Here is a 16,021-nt window from a genome sequence, read left to right as displayed (position 1 = left end):
TTTATAATCGAGGAACCAGTTTAATTGCGCCTTGTGCTACTTTCATATCGAGTGGTAATTTGCTCAATAGCATCATTTTAGGGTCGTTCATATTTAGTGTGTATACAGGGTTATTTGCTAAAAATGTATTAATTACACCCATTGCTTGATCGTCAAGCGCGCCAATGTTGCCTCTAAAACCACCCGTATCAACGCTTGACCCCAATAATTTTATATTACGTAAAAACACCGCTTTTTTCACGCTGTCGTAATATGGGCTCCCTTCTATTTGAAGCTTTAAACGAATTGGGTATTTAAGTGCAAAAGCGTTAATTTCTGCGCTAGAGTCAGCACCGAGTACAACAACATCGCTATTATTAGGCCCAATATCAACACTTAAATCATTAACGTTGAGCTGAACAGGTAGCCCCATCAGTTTTACTTTTTCGCTAAGTTTAGGGAGCTGTTGAGCCAGTGCGCTTTCTACTTCAGCATTTGTAAATGAATATACGGATACACCTTGTGTGCTATTACAGGCGGTTAAAAAAAGTGTGGTAATAAGTAGTAAAATTCTCATAGTGAGCCCTTTATTTTATTGTATATAAAAGGCCGCTATTTAAGCGGCCTTTTAACGTTTTATCAACAGTTGAAGCAACGTTGATGATTAAGCTGCAAGTGTCGATTTTAGCCGTACTAGTGTCTCAGGTTCAACTGAACCGTTACTGAGCGCAAGCAACTGTTTTAAATAATAATTTAAATCAGCATGATCACCACGATGTTTATCATCAAGCATAGCAACTTGCTCTGCCATTCTAAGAGATGCATTTGGCGAACTCACATTCGCTAAAATTTCCATACGCGTTATAAGCTGCTCTACATTTAGTGATGTTTTTAAAGTTGCTTGATACTGAGCCGGTATTTCTTCATTATTTTGAAGTGCACTAAGTAATGCTTCTAAATTAGCTTGCTCTGATTTAGTCATAAGCACTGACACTTTGTCATCAATAGCCTTTAGCAATGCAGCCACCTTTGGTGCAAGCGTTCTAAACTGTGCATAGCCCTTAACCTTAGTTTCTAGATCATGAAGTTGCGCACGCTGCTCCACCGCCTCTAATACCGCTTCTAATTCAGCTAGTTCTGCAGTGGCTTGTTTATCAGACTCATTTTGCTCAAGCTTTTGTTGCTCAAATTCGGTACTGCGCTTACTAAATGCTTCATCGTTATACTGACGAAATTTTTGCCACAGCGCATTTTCGGCTTTTAAACCTGCAAAACCAATAGTTTGCCATTGCTGCTGCATTTGCTTTAAGGCTTGGCAAGCACTTGCTAAATCGTCACTTTGCGATAGTTTCTGGGCTTGTTCAACTAAATCATTTTTAAGTGCAGCATTAACTTTATGAAACGCATTTAATAAACCAAGCACCTGTTGTTGCTCGCTTTTATAGCGATCGTTTAATACTCGATATGTTTTAGGGTCAACTTTTCCTACACTGCGCCATGCTTTATTTAGCTTATTGTATTGGCTTTCAAACTGTTTCCAATCAAAGCCATCTTCACTGGTTGGCTCTAAACCAAGCGTGTGCATATCTGTAATTATGCTTTCACGTTGCAACTTCGCTGCATCGCGTTTCTCTTCTTGCTCGGCAAAGTAACTACGACAAGGTGCAAACAATGTTTCTATATGTTCATCGAACTGAACACCTTGTTGTTTTTCTTCGTCTGTATCTAAACGCCCAAGTTCATTCCAACGTGTGCGTAACATTTTTACTTGTTCGGCACGCTGTTGTGGGTCGGTGCATTCTTGCTCAGTTAGCTGAGTTACTTCTTCTAGTAACGCAACACGCTTCGGTGCAGCAGCGTATTTTTGCCAATCTTTTGCATCGGCAAGTTGTTGCTCTAGCTCTGCTTTAATATTTTCAAGCGGTTGCTGGTAGCGTGCTGTTAATGTATTAAATAGCTCTTCAAAACCTTTAAATACACCAAATGCCACATTAAACCGGCCTTCTTCAATTAAGCGCTTAACATCACGAGCTTTGCGCTTTGCCTGACTCTGATTTTTTTCAAGCGGTTTAATTAAGTCATTCATTAATGCTAAAAATTGCTTTTTATGTGCATTTAACTCCGCTTTAAACTTACCTTGTAATGTACTATCTAAAATAGATAAGTGCCCACGAGTCTCTTTAAACGCTTGATTAAAAGCTGAAAGAGTTTCGTCATACTGCTCAAGGGTTTGTGCTGGTTCAATTAGTTTTAAAGCGGTTAGTGCCTCTTTGTATTGCGCAATAGCAGTTGTTAGTTCAGGTAATTTGGCTACTTGAGAAAATAAACTCTCAAGCTTTACGATTACCGCTTTAGACTGTGCGTTGTTTTCAAGCTCAGTCTCTGTGATCGCTTGTTTCGCTTGCGCTACTTTAGCGTCGAGCCAATCTTGTTGAATTTGCTCAGGGGTTTCTAAACCAACCTGAAGTGCATTTTCAATTTCATCGCTTAATGCTTCAAGCGTTGCTAATGCAAGTAATTGGCGCTGTTTTAATGCTAAAAGTTGCTGCTCTTTATCGTGCTCGGTTTTTAGTTGAGCGATATGTGTGTCAAGCTTGCTGGTAATAGCGATGTACTTTTCATCTAGCGCTTTTATCCGTTCCGTTGTTAGCCATTTAAGCTCTAATGCTTGCCATTGAGCCATTAATTCAGCAGCCTGTGGGTTTACAATCGCAAAGTCTGTTTTTTCACGTAATGCATTAAGTTTGGCTAAAATAACACGCGTTGAGTTTTCAACTTCTTGTGGCATTTCCTTAGCCAAACGTTCATTTTCAATATGCGTATCAAGGGTGGCTTTTGCTTCCCCTTTAGCGTGTTTAGCAAGTGGTTTGGTAAGCTGATGGTTAATGACTAACTCAATTAACTGCGCTTGTAACTCTTCGCTGCCCTCTTTGAAAGCTTTTTCAACTAATTTTGGATTTGCTAAACGCTTAAGTAATTTAACGCGAACTTTTAGTTCTTTCTCTGCAAACGCCAGTTTTTCTAATGTTTTTACAGGAGCAAAGCGCTCTATATATTCACTTTTAATTTGCGGTGTCAGTGTGCTTTCGCTATTTAAAACGGCATTTGATATTTGCTGCTCGGCAATATCTTTTAGCGCTTGATCTTGTTTGTAGGCTTTCCACCACAGTGGTAAATCATTTACCTTTTGAAGCGCCTTACGGCGAATTTCTGCGGAGCTGTCTTCTAATGCAAGTGTATTTAAAATACTTGCATCGCGCTGCGTGTCTAGCTTTTCAATTGCATCAAGACGAACCTGTTGCTTGGGGTGTTTCCATTTTGGCGTAAAAAGGTGCTTAAAGATCATGTTCACTAAACCTAGCTATTTCGTTGTCTGATTTGAATTCTTTTTGTAGTTGCGCTTTTGTCTTTTGGATCATTTCACCATTAGCACCAATCGTAAATTGCTCGTTCGATTGAGCCACCTTTGCTTGATACAACATAACCAACTGCACTGTTTGTTGCTTTTGCTCATCTGATAATACAGTGCCATCTGGCCATTTGCCTGTTGATGCACCATATTGCAAGCGTTCAAATAATTCTGGAGTTATATTTTCTACGAGTTTGTCGATATTCATGTCATCTTTTCTTTTTAAGAGTCACTAAAACAATACGGTTAATAAGATACCAAATACACCCAACGCCAATGGCGATGGTGTAAGCATACCACTCAAGGGTTTCTTTTTGCGGTTGTAAAAAATACAAACAGAAAAAACCACCCAAAAATATGATAAGTGCTAAGAAGGAGTGATTTATAAACATCTGCTTTTTTTTAATTTGCTGTTCGCGCTGAAGTTGTTGAACCTGCTCGTCATTTAGCTCTGAAATGTTACTTTCGCAATGCGGGCATTGCTTGTATTTATCTGAAATTGATTTTGCACATTTTGGGCAACGAATTATCGCCATACATCTCTCCATACTACGCATAAAAAAAGCGCCTTGCGGCGCCTTTATTGTACTTGTTTTATTTGTCGTTGTCTTTTTTCAATTTAAACCAACAATAGATAATATCACTTTCTGTTATTGGCTTAAATCCACTTCCCCACAAACTAGCAAGTACGTTGTATATTGAATCACTCAGGATCTTTAGATTGCTTTTCAAGGCGCTTTTCCCAAAAAGTAGCATTTTTTATGCCTAACTTAACTGGGTCGAAAGTTATTTTGCCGCCTTTTTTCTTTTGATCTTCGTAATCGCTTAAACATAGTAGTGCTGGTTTTGCGACAAAAAATATAGCTAAAATGCCTAATATATTGATCCATGCCATTAAACCTACGCCTATGTCGCCAATAGTCCAAATATAACCCGAGCTATTGACCATACCGTACGCAACCATAAACATTATCACAAACTTCACAATAACGAGTGGAATACTGCCTTTAAAATAACGATTTAAGTATGCAATGTTAGTTTCGGCAATGAAGTAGTAAGCTAAAATTGTAGTGAACGCAAAGAAGAACAGTGCAATGCCTACAAATGCTTCGCCAAACCCGCCAAATACGCTGAATAATGCCATTTGTGTAAATGCTGCAGAACCGACTTCTGTTGCTGCATCAATATTTTGTACAATAAATTGACCTGCAGGTAGCTCGCCAACAATGTTGTATTGTTGTGTTAATAAAATCATAAGTGCAGTTGCGGTACATACAAAGATGGTATCTACGTAAACTGAAAAAGCCTGAACTAAACCTTGCTGTGCTGGGTGGTCTACCTCTGCAGCAGAGGCTGCATGTGGCCCAGTACCTTGTCCTGCTTCGTTTGAGTATATCCCACGTTTTACACCCCAACCAATTGCAGCACCAAATCCTGCTTGAGCTGTAAAGGCGTCGCTTATAATCATGGCGAAAATATCTGGTACTCTATCGATGTGTAAAAATACAACAATTAAGGCAAGTACAATGTAACCTAGTGCCATAAACGGCACTACAATTTGGGTAAAGTTAGCAATACGTTTTATGCCACCGAAAATAATAAAAGCTAAAACGATAAGAATAATAGCCAGCGCAACTAACTTAAAGCTGCCTACATCGCCAAAGCTGGTCGATACCATAGTCCCGTCGCCAAATACTTGAGTAAACGCATTACCTACTGCATTTGCTTGTACACCAGGAAGGAACACACCACACGCAACAACGGCAGAAATAGCAAATAGGATGGCTAGCCACTTTTGCTTTAAACAACGGTCAAAGTAAAACGCAGGTCCACCACGGTACTGGCCGTTTTCTTCTTCTTTATAAATTTGACCCAGCGTTGACTCGGCATAGGCCGTACTTGCACCTAAAAATGCAACAACCCACATCCAAAAAATTGCCCCCGGACCACCAAAACCAATAGCTGCAGCAACACCGGCAATGTTACCTACACCAACTCGCCCCGATAAAGACACAGCAAGTGCTTGGAAAGAAGAAATGCCTTTTTCAGATGTGTTAGGACTAAATAATAACTTACACATTTCTTTAAAATGTCGAACTTGGGCAAATCGAGTTAATACAGAATAAAACAAGCCCGCGCCAAGGCATAAGTAAATAAGGGCATTACTCCAAACAACATCATTAACAGCGCTTACAAAAGCTTCCATGAATATCCTCTATAGTTATATTTTTTATTATGAATTACGAGACTCTGTTTTAGCTACTCAGAATGCGCGACACAAAGCGATTAAAAATCAGGCCTCAATGCGCCTATCTTTAATTCGATTGTTATTGATATTAACTTAAGTTGGCTAACTTTGTTAACACTTAATTTTCATATTTAGAGATAAAACGTGCGCTTTGGCGTCGTGTTTGAGGGTTATTTAACCAGTAATTTGAATTATATGAATATGCTAAGGACTTATACAGCGTGATTAAAATCTATTTTTGATTGAAGTGATTTATAAAAAGGGCTGTATATCTATTCGCTTAATTAAGTTATCTATTTTAAAGCTAGAAAAGCGTGTTAATAGCTAGGCAAAAAATTCGCTATTTAGTTGCTCTTAATAAGAGTTTTGACGCAAGTAGCGACACGTTTAGCCTAGTAAAATGACTATGTATTATTGCGGATTGGTATTATATTAATTCGTTTTAAATTTGAATAAAAAAAGGCACCAAAAATTGATGCCTTTTCTAAATACTCTATCTGAGCGTATCAACCACATTTACAATGGCTGCTAATGTGTCTTGACCAAACTGGTACGAACGACGATCTGACCAGCCATAATCTGGATCAGGTAAATCGTTGTTATCTTTAAACGGCATTTCAATGGTGTATGTAAGCGCTTTAAACTCTTCAGCCGTTGCCGACGAAGCCACGGTTAACAAAGCCTCACCTGGCTCATCTTTCGGGTAGCCGTGCTCATCTTGAAACTCAGGTGTTATTGTTAGTAACGCCGCTTTAAAGTTATCTTCTAAGTTTTTAAGGCGCTCGTCGTAACTTGGAATACCTTCACTGCCTGCAACAAAGTTATAAGGAATAGCTTCATCACCATGAATATCAAGGTGCATATCTAAACCTGTTTCGCGCATTTTATTAAGCACAAAATAGACTTCAGGGCTGTTTTCAATCGATGGTGTTTGCCATTCACGATTTAAGTTAACACCTTTAGCATTAGTACGTAAATGTCCGCGCACACTGCCATCAGGGTTCATGTTTGGCACAATATAGAATACTGCTTTTGATAATAATGCTGCAGCATGCGGGTCTTCGTCATCAAGTAATTTATGAAGTAAACCTTCTACAAACCATTCAGCCATTGTTTCACCTGGGTGCTGACGTGCAGTTACCCAAATGACTTTTTTATCTTCACTTGGCTCACCTATTCTTAGCACGCTGATATCGCGCCCATCAAGTGTTTCACCTAATGTTTGAAGCTGGCAAGCACCTTGAGCTTGTGCCCAAGAAAGTAAGTCTAAATGGCGGTCGTAGCTGTATGGTGCGAAGTAAGCAAAATACACACTGCCGCACTCTGGCTCTATTTCAAAGCTTAGCGTGCCATTTTCATAGCTTGATGGAACACGAAACCATGTTTGGCGATCATAAGAAGCAACTGCTTGGTAGCCCTCCCAACCATCTGGGTATGCTGATTTTTCAAGCTGATTAATATTAAGCTTATGTAATTGATAAGGCGTTGTTTCTAATCGAAAGTGAAACCACTGGTAAAATTCAGAATTGTGATCGTTATTGATCTCTAATTGAATATTAAGCGGATCGGTTGCATCAATGACCTTGATATTACCACTGTCGAAATTACTGCTGATTTTCATGAAAAAACCTTTAATTTGAATAAGCTCATCTGCATTGTAACTAGCAGAACTAACATCGCGAGCAATAATACTCGCACTAAACACAGCGTATTATGAAATAACTACGCTCGCTGTATTTTAATGATTAAAGCGTAGCATAAGGCACGCACTTTAAAAATAATGACACATTAAAAAAGCCAGCTAAACGCTGGCTTTTGGCTACTAAATATACATTAGCGTGGTAGGCTTGGGAATGACACTTCAGCCATATCTCGCATACAACGAACTACTTGGCAGCTATAGCCAAATTCATTATCGTACCATACGTATAAAACAATACGGTTATCGTCAACAATTGTTGCTTGCGAGTCAACAACACCAGCATAACGGCTACCCACTAAATCGGTAGACACTATTTCTGTAGACGCTGTGTAATCAATTTGATCACGTAAGTCTGAATGCAACGCTGTATCGCGTAAAAATGCGTTTAGCTCTTCAACCGACGTACTTGTAGCTAAGTTTAAGTTCAAGATAGCAAGCGAAACGTTTGGTGTAGGAACGCGAATCGCGTTACCTGTTAACTTGCCTTCTAGCTCTGGTAACGCTTTAGATACCGCCTTTGCCGCACCTGTCTCAGTAATTACCATGTTCAGGGCCGCAGCTCGACCACGACGCTCTGCTTTGTGATAGTTATCGATTAGGTTTTGATCGTTTGTGTACGAGTGAACCGTTTCAACATGGCCATTATTAATACCAAACTTGTCGTTTAATGCTTTTAACGTTGGCGTAATCGCATTTGTTGTACAACTTGCTGCACACACAATTTTATCTTCAGATAAAATATCTTGGTTATTTACACCATATACGATGTTTTTAATATTACCTTTAGCCGGTGCCGTTAGTAATACTTTAGCCGCACCTTTACACTCTAAATGCTGACCAAGACCTGCTTCATCTTTCCAAATACCTGTGTTATCAACAATTAACGCATTCTCGATACCGTATTGTGTGTAATCGATTTCGCTAGGCGAATTTGCATAAATAACCTGAATGTAACTGCCGTTCGCTTTAATTGCATTACGTTCTTTATCAATAGTGATTGAACCATTAAATGGACCATGAATTGAATCACGACGCAATAAACTGGCACGTTTTTCGAGGTCACCCTCTTTACCGCCACGCACAACGATTGCACGTAGACGTAAATCGGCGTAAGGGCCCGATTTTTCAATTAATAAGCGAGCAAGCAAACGGCCAATACGGCCAAAGCCATAAAGGACTACATCACGTGGCTCTTTTACAGTCGAATTGGCTATTTCTGCTAATTCATCTTTAACAAACTCTTCAACTGAACGGCCGTTTGCAACGTCGCCGTATAAGTAGCTATATGCCAGCTTACCAATATCAATACGAGCAGAGTTTAATTCCATTTTGCTGATTGCTTCTAAAAACGGGAAGCTTTCGCGCAAACGTAATTTTGTGCCTTCAAATTGTGCAACAGTTTTGTGAGATTTAATAATTTCAATTGTGCTGGCATTTACGAGAGGACGGCCATATACAGCAATTTCAATACCACGATTACGGTAAAGCTTACCAATAATAGGTTGCATACTTTCAGCGTAATCTTGGCGTTCTTGCCAACTATTTGTGTATTCTAACTCGTGAGATGAGGTCATTTTATTTACCTAAATTTATCATTTTGAACGGATAGCCTTTAAAAGTGCACTATATTTTGAGAGTAATGCACTTCAGGCACGGCTATTCTAATTTAATCTGAAGTTATTCTCTACTGTTAGGCGTTAAATGATTGCGCTAGAATAGCTGTGTAGATATTTATTTGGGGTTAAGGAATGCTAAAAAGAGCAAGTATATTACTTGGATTACTAACATTAGCGGGTTGTGAAGACCCTGTGACGCTGGCACAAGTTTGTAAGGAAACACCCGGTTTTTGTGCTGATCTAAACAAAGATAGTCATTGTAAGGACGAGCGTGCTGAAGTTATTTTAAAGCGTTACAGTGAATACAAAGAGCCAACGGATGAAAATAAATATCAATTATTAAAAGAATTTGAGACATACAACCAATGTATAACATTGGCAGCCAAAATTGAGCACATAAAGCTCAAAGCTAAAAAAACGTCTCGAATAGATGGGCAGCTTACTAGCATTAAAGAAATGACACGCCTTTATCAAGACACTGTAAATACAACTCACCCCGGTTTACTTTATTACCATTGGTCAAGAAACAATAATCAAGGTGCATTAAGTAAGCTTTTAGCCATAGAAAACGATCCAAGCGTTACCCAAAGTGCAGAGATGCAGTTCTTTTTAGCGTCATACTATATTAAATTTGATGACGATAAAACCATTGATTTACTCTATAAAACATTAGAGCTGAATGAAAAAGGGAATCTACCTAACCCTGAAGTATACACCTCATTAATTAGCCTTTTTTATAAACATGATAAATTTAAACATGCCTATATATTTTCAAAAGTGGCACAAATGTCGGGTATCGAAAATATAGATTTATTTGAAATAGAACAAGAGCTGTTAAGCACAGGTAAAAACTTATCAGGCCTTGATTCACTTGCTGAGCAAACCTATCAACAAGTATTAGAAGGTGAATTTGTATCACCTAGAGAATTTTAACAAAATACTCAATCCGCTTACCTAAACGTTAAGCGGCTGTGTAATAAAAAAGGCAGCTTTCGCTGCCTTTTTTTATTTTGCTTTGCTGGTACCCACTTCAACACGGGTCTTTAATTTTTGGCCCGGTCTAAAGGTGACAACACGACGCGCCGAAATAGGAATGTCTTCGCCTGTTTTCGGATTACGCCCTGGTCTTTCTTTTTTGTCTCGAAGATCAAAGTTACCAAATCCAGAAAGCTTAACCTGCTCTCCTTTTTCTAGCGCTGAGCGGATTTCTTCAAAAAACGCTTCAACTAAATCTTTGGCATCTTTTTTATTGATCCCGAGCTTTTCAAATAGGTGTTCAGCTATGTCGGCTTTAGTAAGCGCCATATCTAGTCCCTCAACGATGCATTAAACTTTTCGGCCAATTCGGCCACCACGTTATCAACTACTAGATTGATATCTTTCTCTTCGAGTGTTCTATCAACCGCTTGCAGTGTTAGAGCAATCGCCAAACTCTTATAATTTGGCTCAATACCTTTGCCCTTATACACATCGAATAAGTTTAGGTCAACCAATTGATTTCCGCCAACTTTTTCTATAGCGTTTAAAATATCGCCAGATTTAACGCTGTTGGCCACTAAAATCGCGATGTCGCGACGGTTTGAAGGAAATTTAGACACGCTTTCAGCTTGTGGTAAATTTCTTTTTTCAATTGCTGACATTTCAATTTCAAATACAAAAGTTGCGTTATTGATATCTAACGACTTTTGCGCTTGAGGATGTAATGCACCAAAAAAGCCAACCTTTTTCCCATCAACATAAATAACAGCTGACTGGCCAGGATGAAGTCCATCAGATTGTTCAGCTTTAATTTCAAAACGGCTCACGTCATTTGTAATAGCAAGTAATGCTTCAACATCACCTTTTAAATCGTAGAAATCAACGTTTCGTTTTTCTTCAACCCAATGCTCTCCATGTGCTAAACCAGTAATAACACCACCAATCACAGGTACTTGGCATACACCATTTTCAGCATTTTCATCGCTTATAAATTTAAGGCCATGCTCGAATAACCTAATGCGAGGTTGTTGACGATTTTGGTTGTATGCAACAGACGCTAATAAACCCGGCATTAAACTGACACGCATTGCTGACATTTCAATTGAAATAGGATGCGGTAGAACAAGTGCATCACTTCGTGGATGCAAAATAGCTTGAGCCTTAGGATCAACGAAGCTGTAAGTTATCGCTTCTTGATACCCACGCGTTACTAACGTATTACGGAATTTGCTTAGCGCAATACTCGCTTCGTTATGCGTTGTCATTTTAAGTTTTGCAGTTGGTGCCACATTTGGGATACTGTTATAACCGTATACGCGCGCAACTTCTTCAATTAAGTCTTCTTCAATGCGAATATCAAAACGGTAGCTTGGTATGTCCGCACTCCAGCTATCATTTTCAACTTTAACATCAAGGCCTAAACGAGTCAGAATATCAGTTACTTTAGCATCATCAATATGATGACCTATTACGCGGTCTAAACGAGAACGACGCAAACGTACTTCAGTCACTTTTGGTAGTTTATCGGCTGCAACAGCTTCAACTACAGGACCTGCTTGACCACCAACAATTTCTAAAAGTAACGCTGTAGCACGCTGCATTGCATCATGTTGTAGTGCAAAGTCTACTCCACGCTCATAACGATGTGACGCATCGGTATGTAAACCGTAGCTACGCGCTTGCCCAGCAATTGCTACCGGGTTAAAGAACGCACTTTCAAGCAGTATGTCTGTTGTTTTTTCAGTAACGCCAGATTGCTCACCACCAAAAATGCCAGCAATTGCGAGTGCTTTATTATGATCGGCTATCACAAGTGTTGATTCTTTTAATTTAGCGGCATTGCCATCAAGTAATACAAGCTCTTCACCAACATTAGCATTACGTACTTTAATACCGCCTTCAATTGTATTTAAATCAAAAGCATGCATCGGGTGACCAAGTTCTAGTAGTACATAGTTTGTTATGTCAACAACCGGATCGATTGAACGCACGCCACTACGGCGTAGTTTTTCAACCATCCAAAGTGGTGTTTCTGCATCAAGGTTAATTCCCTTAATTACACGACCTAAATAACGAGGACAAGCATCTTCATTAACTAGTTCAATTGATACTTTATCGTCAATTGTTGGTGTTACAGCTGGTATTTCTAATACATTTACATCTGTACTATTTAAAACGCCTACCTCACGTGCAAGGCCTTTAATGCCTAAACAGTCACCACGATTTGGCGTTAAATCAACATCAATGATGTTATCGTCAAGGCTTAGATATTCACGTAAGTCAGTGCCAATTGGTGCATCACTTGGTAACTCCATGATGCCTTCACCCTCTTCGCTAATACCTAGCTCGTCGAATGCACATAACATCCCATGAGAAGGCTGACCGCGTAGCTTCGCTTTTTTAATTTTGAAATCGCCAGGTAACACAGCACCTACGGTTGCTACAGCAACTTTTATGCCTTGGCGACAGTTTGGTGCACCACATACAATATCTAGCAGTTCATCACCACCAACATTAATTTTTGTTACACGTAGCTTATCTGCATCAGGGTGCTGGCCACATTCAACAACTTCACCAACAACAACACCATTAAACTTGGCTGCAGCTGGCTCAACGCCGTCAACTTCAAGGCCGGCCATAGAAAGCTGTTCCGACAGAGCTTGCGTATCAATAGCAGGGTTTACCCACTCTCTTAACCACTTTTCACTAAATTTCATTTTATTGCTTCACTCTTAACGGAACTGGTTTAGGAATTTTAAGTCATTTTCGAAAAATGCACGTAAATCGTTTACGCCATAACGCAACATTGTTAGGCGCTCTACACCCATGCCGAATGCAAAACCCGTGTATTTCTCAGGATCAATACCCACAGACTTAAGAACATTTGGATGTACCATGCCACAGCCTAATACTTCTAGCCATTTGCCGTCTTTGCCCATTACATCGACTTCAGCTGAAGGCTCTGTGAATGGGAAAAATGAAGGACGGAAACGAATTTCCATGTCTTCTTCAAAAAAGTTACGCAAAAAGTCGTGTAAAATACCTTTTAGCTCAGTAAAGCTAACGTCAGTATCTACCATTAAACCTTCTACCTGATGAAACATCGGAGTGTGCGTTTGATCGTAATCGTTACGGTATACGCGCCCAGGAGATATGATACGAAGCGGCGGCTGCTCTGTTTCCATAGTTCGTATTTGCACACCACTGGTTTGAGTACGCAGTACTAACTTAGGATTAAAATAAAAGGTATCGTGATCAGCGCGCGCAGGGTGATGTTCTGGAATATTTAATGCGTCAAAGTTATGAAAGTCATCTTCAATTTCTGGACCTGATTTAACAGCAAACCCTAACTCGCCAAAAAAACTTTCAATACGCTCAATAGTACGTGTTACTGGATGCAAGCCACCCGCTGGCATTACACGACCGGGAAGAGTTACATCAATAGTCTCTGCAGCTAGTTTTTCTTCTAGTGCTTTACTCGCTAATAATTCACGCTTTTCGTTAATTGCAACTTGTACATCTTGTTTAGCTTGGTTTATCACTTGCCCTGCTTCTTTTCGTTCCTCAGGTGCAATTTTTCCTAACGTTTTAAGTAAGCTGGTGATTTCGCCTTTTTTTCCAAGGTAATTAACCCTGATTTCTTCTAGTTGCGCGATTTCACTGGCACTGGCTACAGCCTCAAGTGCTTGCGCTAATATATTTTCTAAGTTCATTGGGTACCTGATCTTTCACAGAGGGTGATTGCTGTTAACTAATAGCTTATGATAACTGAAAGCAGGGTCTAGATTCTAGACCTACTACAGCTTTAACGTTGATTTTATAAAAGGAATTGTTAATTTTCTTTGTGCTGCCATAGATGCGTGATCTAATTTGTCTAGAACATCTAATAATGCTCGCATATCGCGGCTCAGGCGGGTTAATAAAAACCGCGCACATTCATCACTTAATTCAAGCCCACGCATGTGTGCACGTTTAACTAAAGCTTGAGCTTTGTCATCATCACTCATTGAACGTATTTGAAACGTGGTTCCCCACGTTAAACGTGACTCTAGATCTGGAAGCGATATATTTAGCATATTTGGTAATAGGTCAGCTGTTACAACCAACATTTTACCGGGTTCATTAAAGCGATTAAAAAAATTAAATAAAGCTTTTTCCCAAGCATCGTTGCCTGCGACTAGATGAACATCGTCAATACATAGTATATCCAGTGCTTCTAGTCCATCTAAAACCATAGGGCCAAAGTTAATAACCTCACGCATAGAAAGCAGCATATTTGAAAGGCCACGCTCTTGAGCCTTTATGCATGTAGCGTACAACAAGTGAGATTTTCCTGAGTCACCTAAACCACACAAATACGTATATTGAAATGTATTCGCCAATTCAGAAAAACTTGCTTTGAGGTGATTTACCTCTAATGAATCTTCGCCACCGAAGTACGATGCGAAAGTTTCGTCATCTGGTAAAGTAACAGGCAAAGCCATTTGCATTGGTTCTTGATTTAGCACTATGGTTTTACCCATTGATACTCAAGGCTGCTTTTGTCTACTACATGATAAAAAGCACGCGGGTCGATATAATCTTTAAAAGCAGAATCGAGACCTAGTGCTTTTTTTAAATCTGTAACATTTCCTGTATGGCTCAGTTTATATTCAACAAATTCTGTTGTTTTACGGATAATGATTACATCGGTAACCACACTAAGACTTTGTAAACGTCTTTTCGCTAACTCAACATCTACAAAATTGTCAGTCCCTTTTAAGGTTAAAATTGCCGAAGCTTGTTCATAGTATGCATTAGGATCAATTGCGTACTCACTGGCAAGCCCTCTTGCTAATGTATCAATCATTTGACTAACAATTTGTTGTTTATCGCCAACTAAGCGATTTTCGTCAAACAAGTCATCATTCGTGAATCGCCAATCTAGAACCCAGTTATTGCTGTTGTTGTCTTTGTACATTTTGGCTGTGATGCTTCTTTCAGCACTATAACGCTGGGACGCTTCCTCGATAGGCCCTGAAAAATTACCCCACACCTCTGGTATTCCTACTAGACGCCTATCTTGTAAATCCAGTAATGGCACAACAACAGGTAAGCCACGTCTTCGTGCACTATCGTAAATTAATTGCTCCACCTGTGGATAACTTTCCTGTGTAACTAGCTCTCTGCGCCAGTTATCTTCAATACCCAACCAAATAGCGACTAACGGGCGTTGTGAACCCCAAAGTGGTAAACTCAGTTCTTTTACAAGCGTATTGATTTTACGTTCTTCAAATTTAACAACTAACTTTAACTGACCCTCTGTACGCTCATCGTATTCAAATTTGAGCATGTAATCAGAAATATCTTTAGTTCGCTGTTGAGCTAATCGATTTTGATCGGCTGTTTCATCACCGCTCACTTTGACTAATACGTTAAGTAAAGCTTTACGACTTGCCGTTAATCGTGCATCTCTTGATTTATCATCAACTTTTAAAATATCTTGATATAGATCAGTGACTTCAACTGCTGAAACAGAAAAACAAATTAAAATGGATATTGCGGTAATTAATAATCTATACACTGTATGTTAGTTCTTGGTTTTAAACTGATTTGATCCTAAATCAAAGCCAGTAACAAAGCAAAATTATATTTATTACTGAGATATGTTGAATCATGGTAAATGCACTGGATAGCCACAACACTGTTCACAAAGAGGCGCTTCGCTTAAGAGACACTGCGCTTTAGAGAGAGAAATGCTTAATTTTACTTTTCTATAGACGTAAAAAAACCCGGCTCTTTCGAATCGGGCTTTCTTGTATTTGAAGTCGGTGCGCTACGCAGTAGAATGTCCTACTTTCACATAGCAAATGCTACACTATCGTTGGCCGGGGCTCGCCTTCGAGCTGTTTTGTTTCACTACTGAGTTCGTCATGGGCTCTTGGCTATTTATTAAATCCCAGATAGCAAAAAACCCGTCACATTGCTGTAACGGGTTTCGCTTATTTGAAGCCTGGTAATGTCCTACTTTCACATAGCAAATGCTACACTATCGTTGGCCGGGGCTCGCCTTCGAGCTGTTTTGTTTCACTACTGAGTTCGTCATGTGC

The 16,021-nt window shown here is 39.4% G+C and carries 13 protein-coding genes; 1 reads left to right on the top strand and 12 read right to left on the bottom strand.

Annotated elements, in window-relative coordinates:
- Position 1 precedes the first annotated feature (1 nt).
- The 7 genes from AC27I2_RS12485 to AC27I2_RS12455 all read right to left on the bottom strand — a co-directional run bounded on the left by AC27I2_RS12485 (position 2) and on the right by AC27I2_RS12455 (position 8,912).
- Positions 2 to 556 (bottom strand): YceB family lipoprotein, encoded by a 555-nt coding sequence (locus AC27I2_RS12485; protein ID WP_487204446.1) that lies wholly within the window; start codon positions 554 to 556, stop codon positions 2 to 4.
- Positions 557 to 643: 87 nt separating this feature from the next.
- Positions 644 to 3,325, bottom strand: coding sequence for a DUF349 domain-containing protein (locus tag AC27I2_RS12480; RefSeq protein ID WP_487204445.1), 2,682 nt, complete (start codon positions 3,323 to 3,325; stop codon positions 644 to 646).
- Complete coding sequence (locus AC27I2_RS12475; RefSeq protein ID WP_006794492.1) at positions 3,315 to 3,596, bottom strand: YeaC family protein; 282 nt, start codon at positions 3,594 to 3,596, stop codon at positions 3,315 to 3,317. Before AC27I2_RS12475 ends, AC27I2_RS12480 begins: the two co-directional genes overlap by 11 nt.
- Before the next feature lies 1 nt (position 3,597).
- Positions 3,598 to 3,924, bottom strand: coding sequence for a hypothetical protein (locus AC27I2_RS12470; RefSeq protein WP_058404852.1), 327 nt, complete (start codon positions 3,922 to 3,924; stop codon positions 3,598 to 3,600).
- 167 nt (positions 3,925 to 4,091) lie between these two features.
- On the bottom strand, positions 4,092 to 5,594 hold the full coding sequence (locus AC27I2_RS12465; protein WP_487204444.1) for an alanine/glycine:cation symporter family protein: 1,503 nt from the start codon (positions 5,592 to 5,594) through the stop codon (positions 4,092 to 4,094).
- Between the two features lie 535 nt (positions 5,595 to 6,129).
- A complete protein-coding gene (locus AC27I2_RS12460) occupies positions 6,130 to 7,257 on the bottom strand; it encodes a M14 family metallopeptidase (protein WP_058404875.1) in 1,128 nt (375 codons plus the stop codon).
- Between the two features lie 212 nt (positions 7,258 to 7,469).
- Positions 7,470 to 8,912, bottom strand: a complete 1,443-nt coding sequence (locus AC27I2_RS12455; protein WP_058404850.1) for a glyceraldehyde-3-phosphate dehydrogenase — start codon at positions 8,910 to 8,912, stop codon at positions 7,470 to 7,472.
- Between the two features lie 174 nt (positions 8,913 to 9,086).
- Between AC27I2_RS12455 and AC27I2_RS12450 the strand changes: the two genes are divergently transcribed.
- Positions 9,087 to 9,887 carry a DUF2989 domain-containing protein gene (locus AC27I2_RS12450; RefSeq protein ID WP_058551161.1) on the top strand — a complete coding sequence of 267 codons (801 nt, stop codon included), beginning with the start codon at positions 9,087 to 9,089 and terminating at the stop codon, positions 9,885 to 9,887.
- A gap of 72 nt (positions 9,888 to 9,959) precedes the next feature.
- Here AC27I2_RS12450 and ihfA read toward each other — a convergent pair whose 3' ends face one another.
- The 5 genes from ihfA to AC27I2_RS12425 all read right to left on the bottom strand — a co-directional run bounded on the left by ihfA (position 9,960) and on the right by AC27I2_RS12425 (position 15,495).
- Positions 9,960 to 10,259 (bottom strand): integration host factor subunit alpha, encoded by a 300-nt coding sequence (ihfA, locus tag AC27I2_RS12445; protein ID WP_002960690.1) that lies wholly within the window; start codon positions 10,257 to 10,259, stop codon positions 9,960 to 9,962.
- Between the two features lie 2 nt (positions 10,260 to 10,261).
- Positions 10,262 to 12,649, bottom strand: a complete 2,388-nt coding sequence (gene pheT, locus AC27I2_RS12440) for a phenylalanine--tRNA ligase subunit beta (protein WP_219423499.1) — start codon at positions 12,647 to 12,649, stop codon at positions 10,262 to 10,264.
- 15 nt (positions 12,650 to 12,664) lie between these two features.
- Positions 12,665 to 13,645 (bottom strand): phenylalanine--tRNA ligase subunit alpha, encoded by a 981-nt coding sequence (gene pheS / locus AC27I2_RS12435; protein WP_058404847.1) that lies wholly within the window; start codon positions 13,643 to 13,645, stop codon positions 12,665 to 12,667.
- 84 nt (positions 13,646 to 13,729) lie between these two features.
- The gene (gene hda / locus AC27I2_RS12430) at positions 13,730 to 14,440 is read right to left on the bottom strand and encodes a DnaA inactivator Hda (protein WP_171034596.1); all 711 of its coding nucleotides are present in this window, start codon (positions 14,438 to 14,440) and stop codon (positions 13,730 to 13,732) included.
- A complete protein-coding gene (locus tag AC27I2_RS12425) occupies positions 14,440 to 15,495 on the bottom strand; it encodes a DUF2066 domain-containing protein (protein WP_487204443.1) in 1,056 nt (351 codons plus the stop codon). Before AC27I2_RS12425 ends, hda begins: the two co-directional genes overlap by 1 nt.
- Positions 15,496 to 16,021: the final 526 nt, after the last annotated feature.

This window comes from Pseudoalteromonas sp. NH0006-46, assembly GCF_057547735.1.
The sequence above is the reverse complement of the archived record's forward strand: the minus strand, read 5'-3'. Positions and strand labels throughout refer to the sequence as shown.

Bases quoted from the DNA above. Each gene is read 5' to 3' on its own strand.
- AC27I2_RS12485 (WP_487204446.1), bottom strand. From the start codon at position 556: ATGAGAATTTTACTACTTATTACCACACTTTTTTTAACCGCCTGTAAT.
- AC27I2_RS12480 (WP_487204445.1), bottom strand. From the start codon at position 3,325: ATGATCTTTAAGCACCTTTTTACGCCAAAATGGAAACACCCCAAGCAA.
- AC27I2_RS12475 (WP_006794492.1), bottom strand. From the start codon at position 3,596: ATGAATATCGACAAACTCGTAGAAAATATAACTCCAGAATTATTTGAA.
- AC27I2_RS12470 (WP_058404852.1), bottom strand. From the start codon at position 3,924: ATGGCGATAATTCGTTGCCCAAAATGTGCAAAATCAATTTCAGATAAA.
- AC27I2_RS12465 (WP_487204444.1), bottom strand. From the start codon at position 5,594: ATGGAAGCTTTTGTAAGCGCTGTTAATGATGTTGTTTGGAGTAATGCC.
- AC27I2_RS12460 (WP_058404875.1), bottom strand. From the start codon at position 7,257: ATGAAAATCAGCAGTAATTTCGACAGTGGTAATATCAAGGTCATTGAT.
- AC27I2_RS12455 (WP_058404850.1), bottom strand. From the start codon at position 8,912: ATGACCTCATCTCACGAGTTAGAATACACAAATAGTTGGCAAGAACGC.
- AC27I2_RS12450 (WP_058551161.1), top strand. From the start codon at position 9,087: ATGCTAAAAAGAGCAAGTATATTACTTGGATTACTAACATTAGCGGGT.
- ihfA (WP_002960690.1), bottom strand. From the start codon at position 10,259: ATGGCGCTTACTAAAGCCGACATAGCTGAACACCTATTTGAAAAGCTC.
- pheT (WP_219423499.1), bottom strand. From the start codon at position 12,649: ATGAAATTTAGTGAAAAGTGGTTAAGAGAGTGGGTAAACCCTGCTATT.
- pheS (WP_058404847.1), bottom strand. From the start codon at position 13,645: ATGAACTTAGAAAATATATTAGCGCAAGCACTTGAGGCTGTAGCCAGT.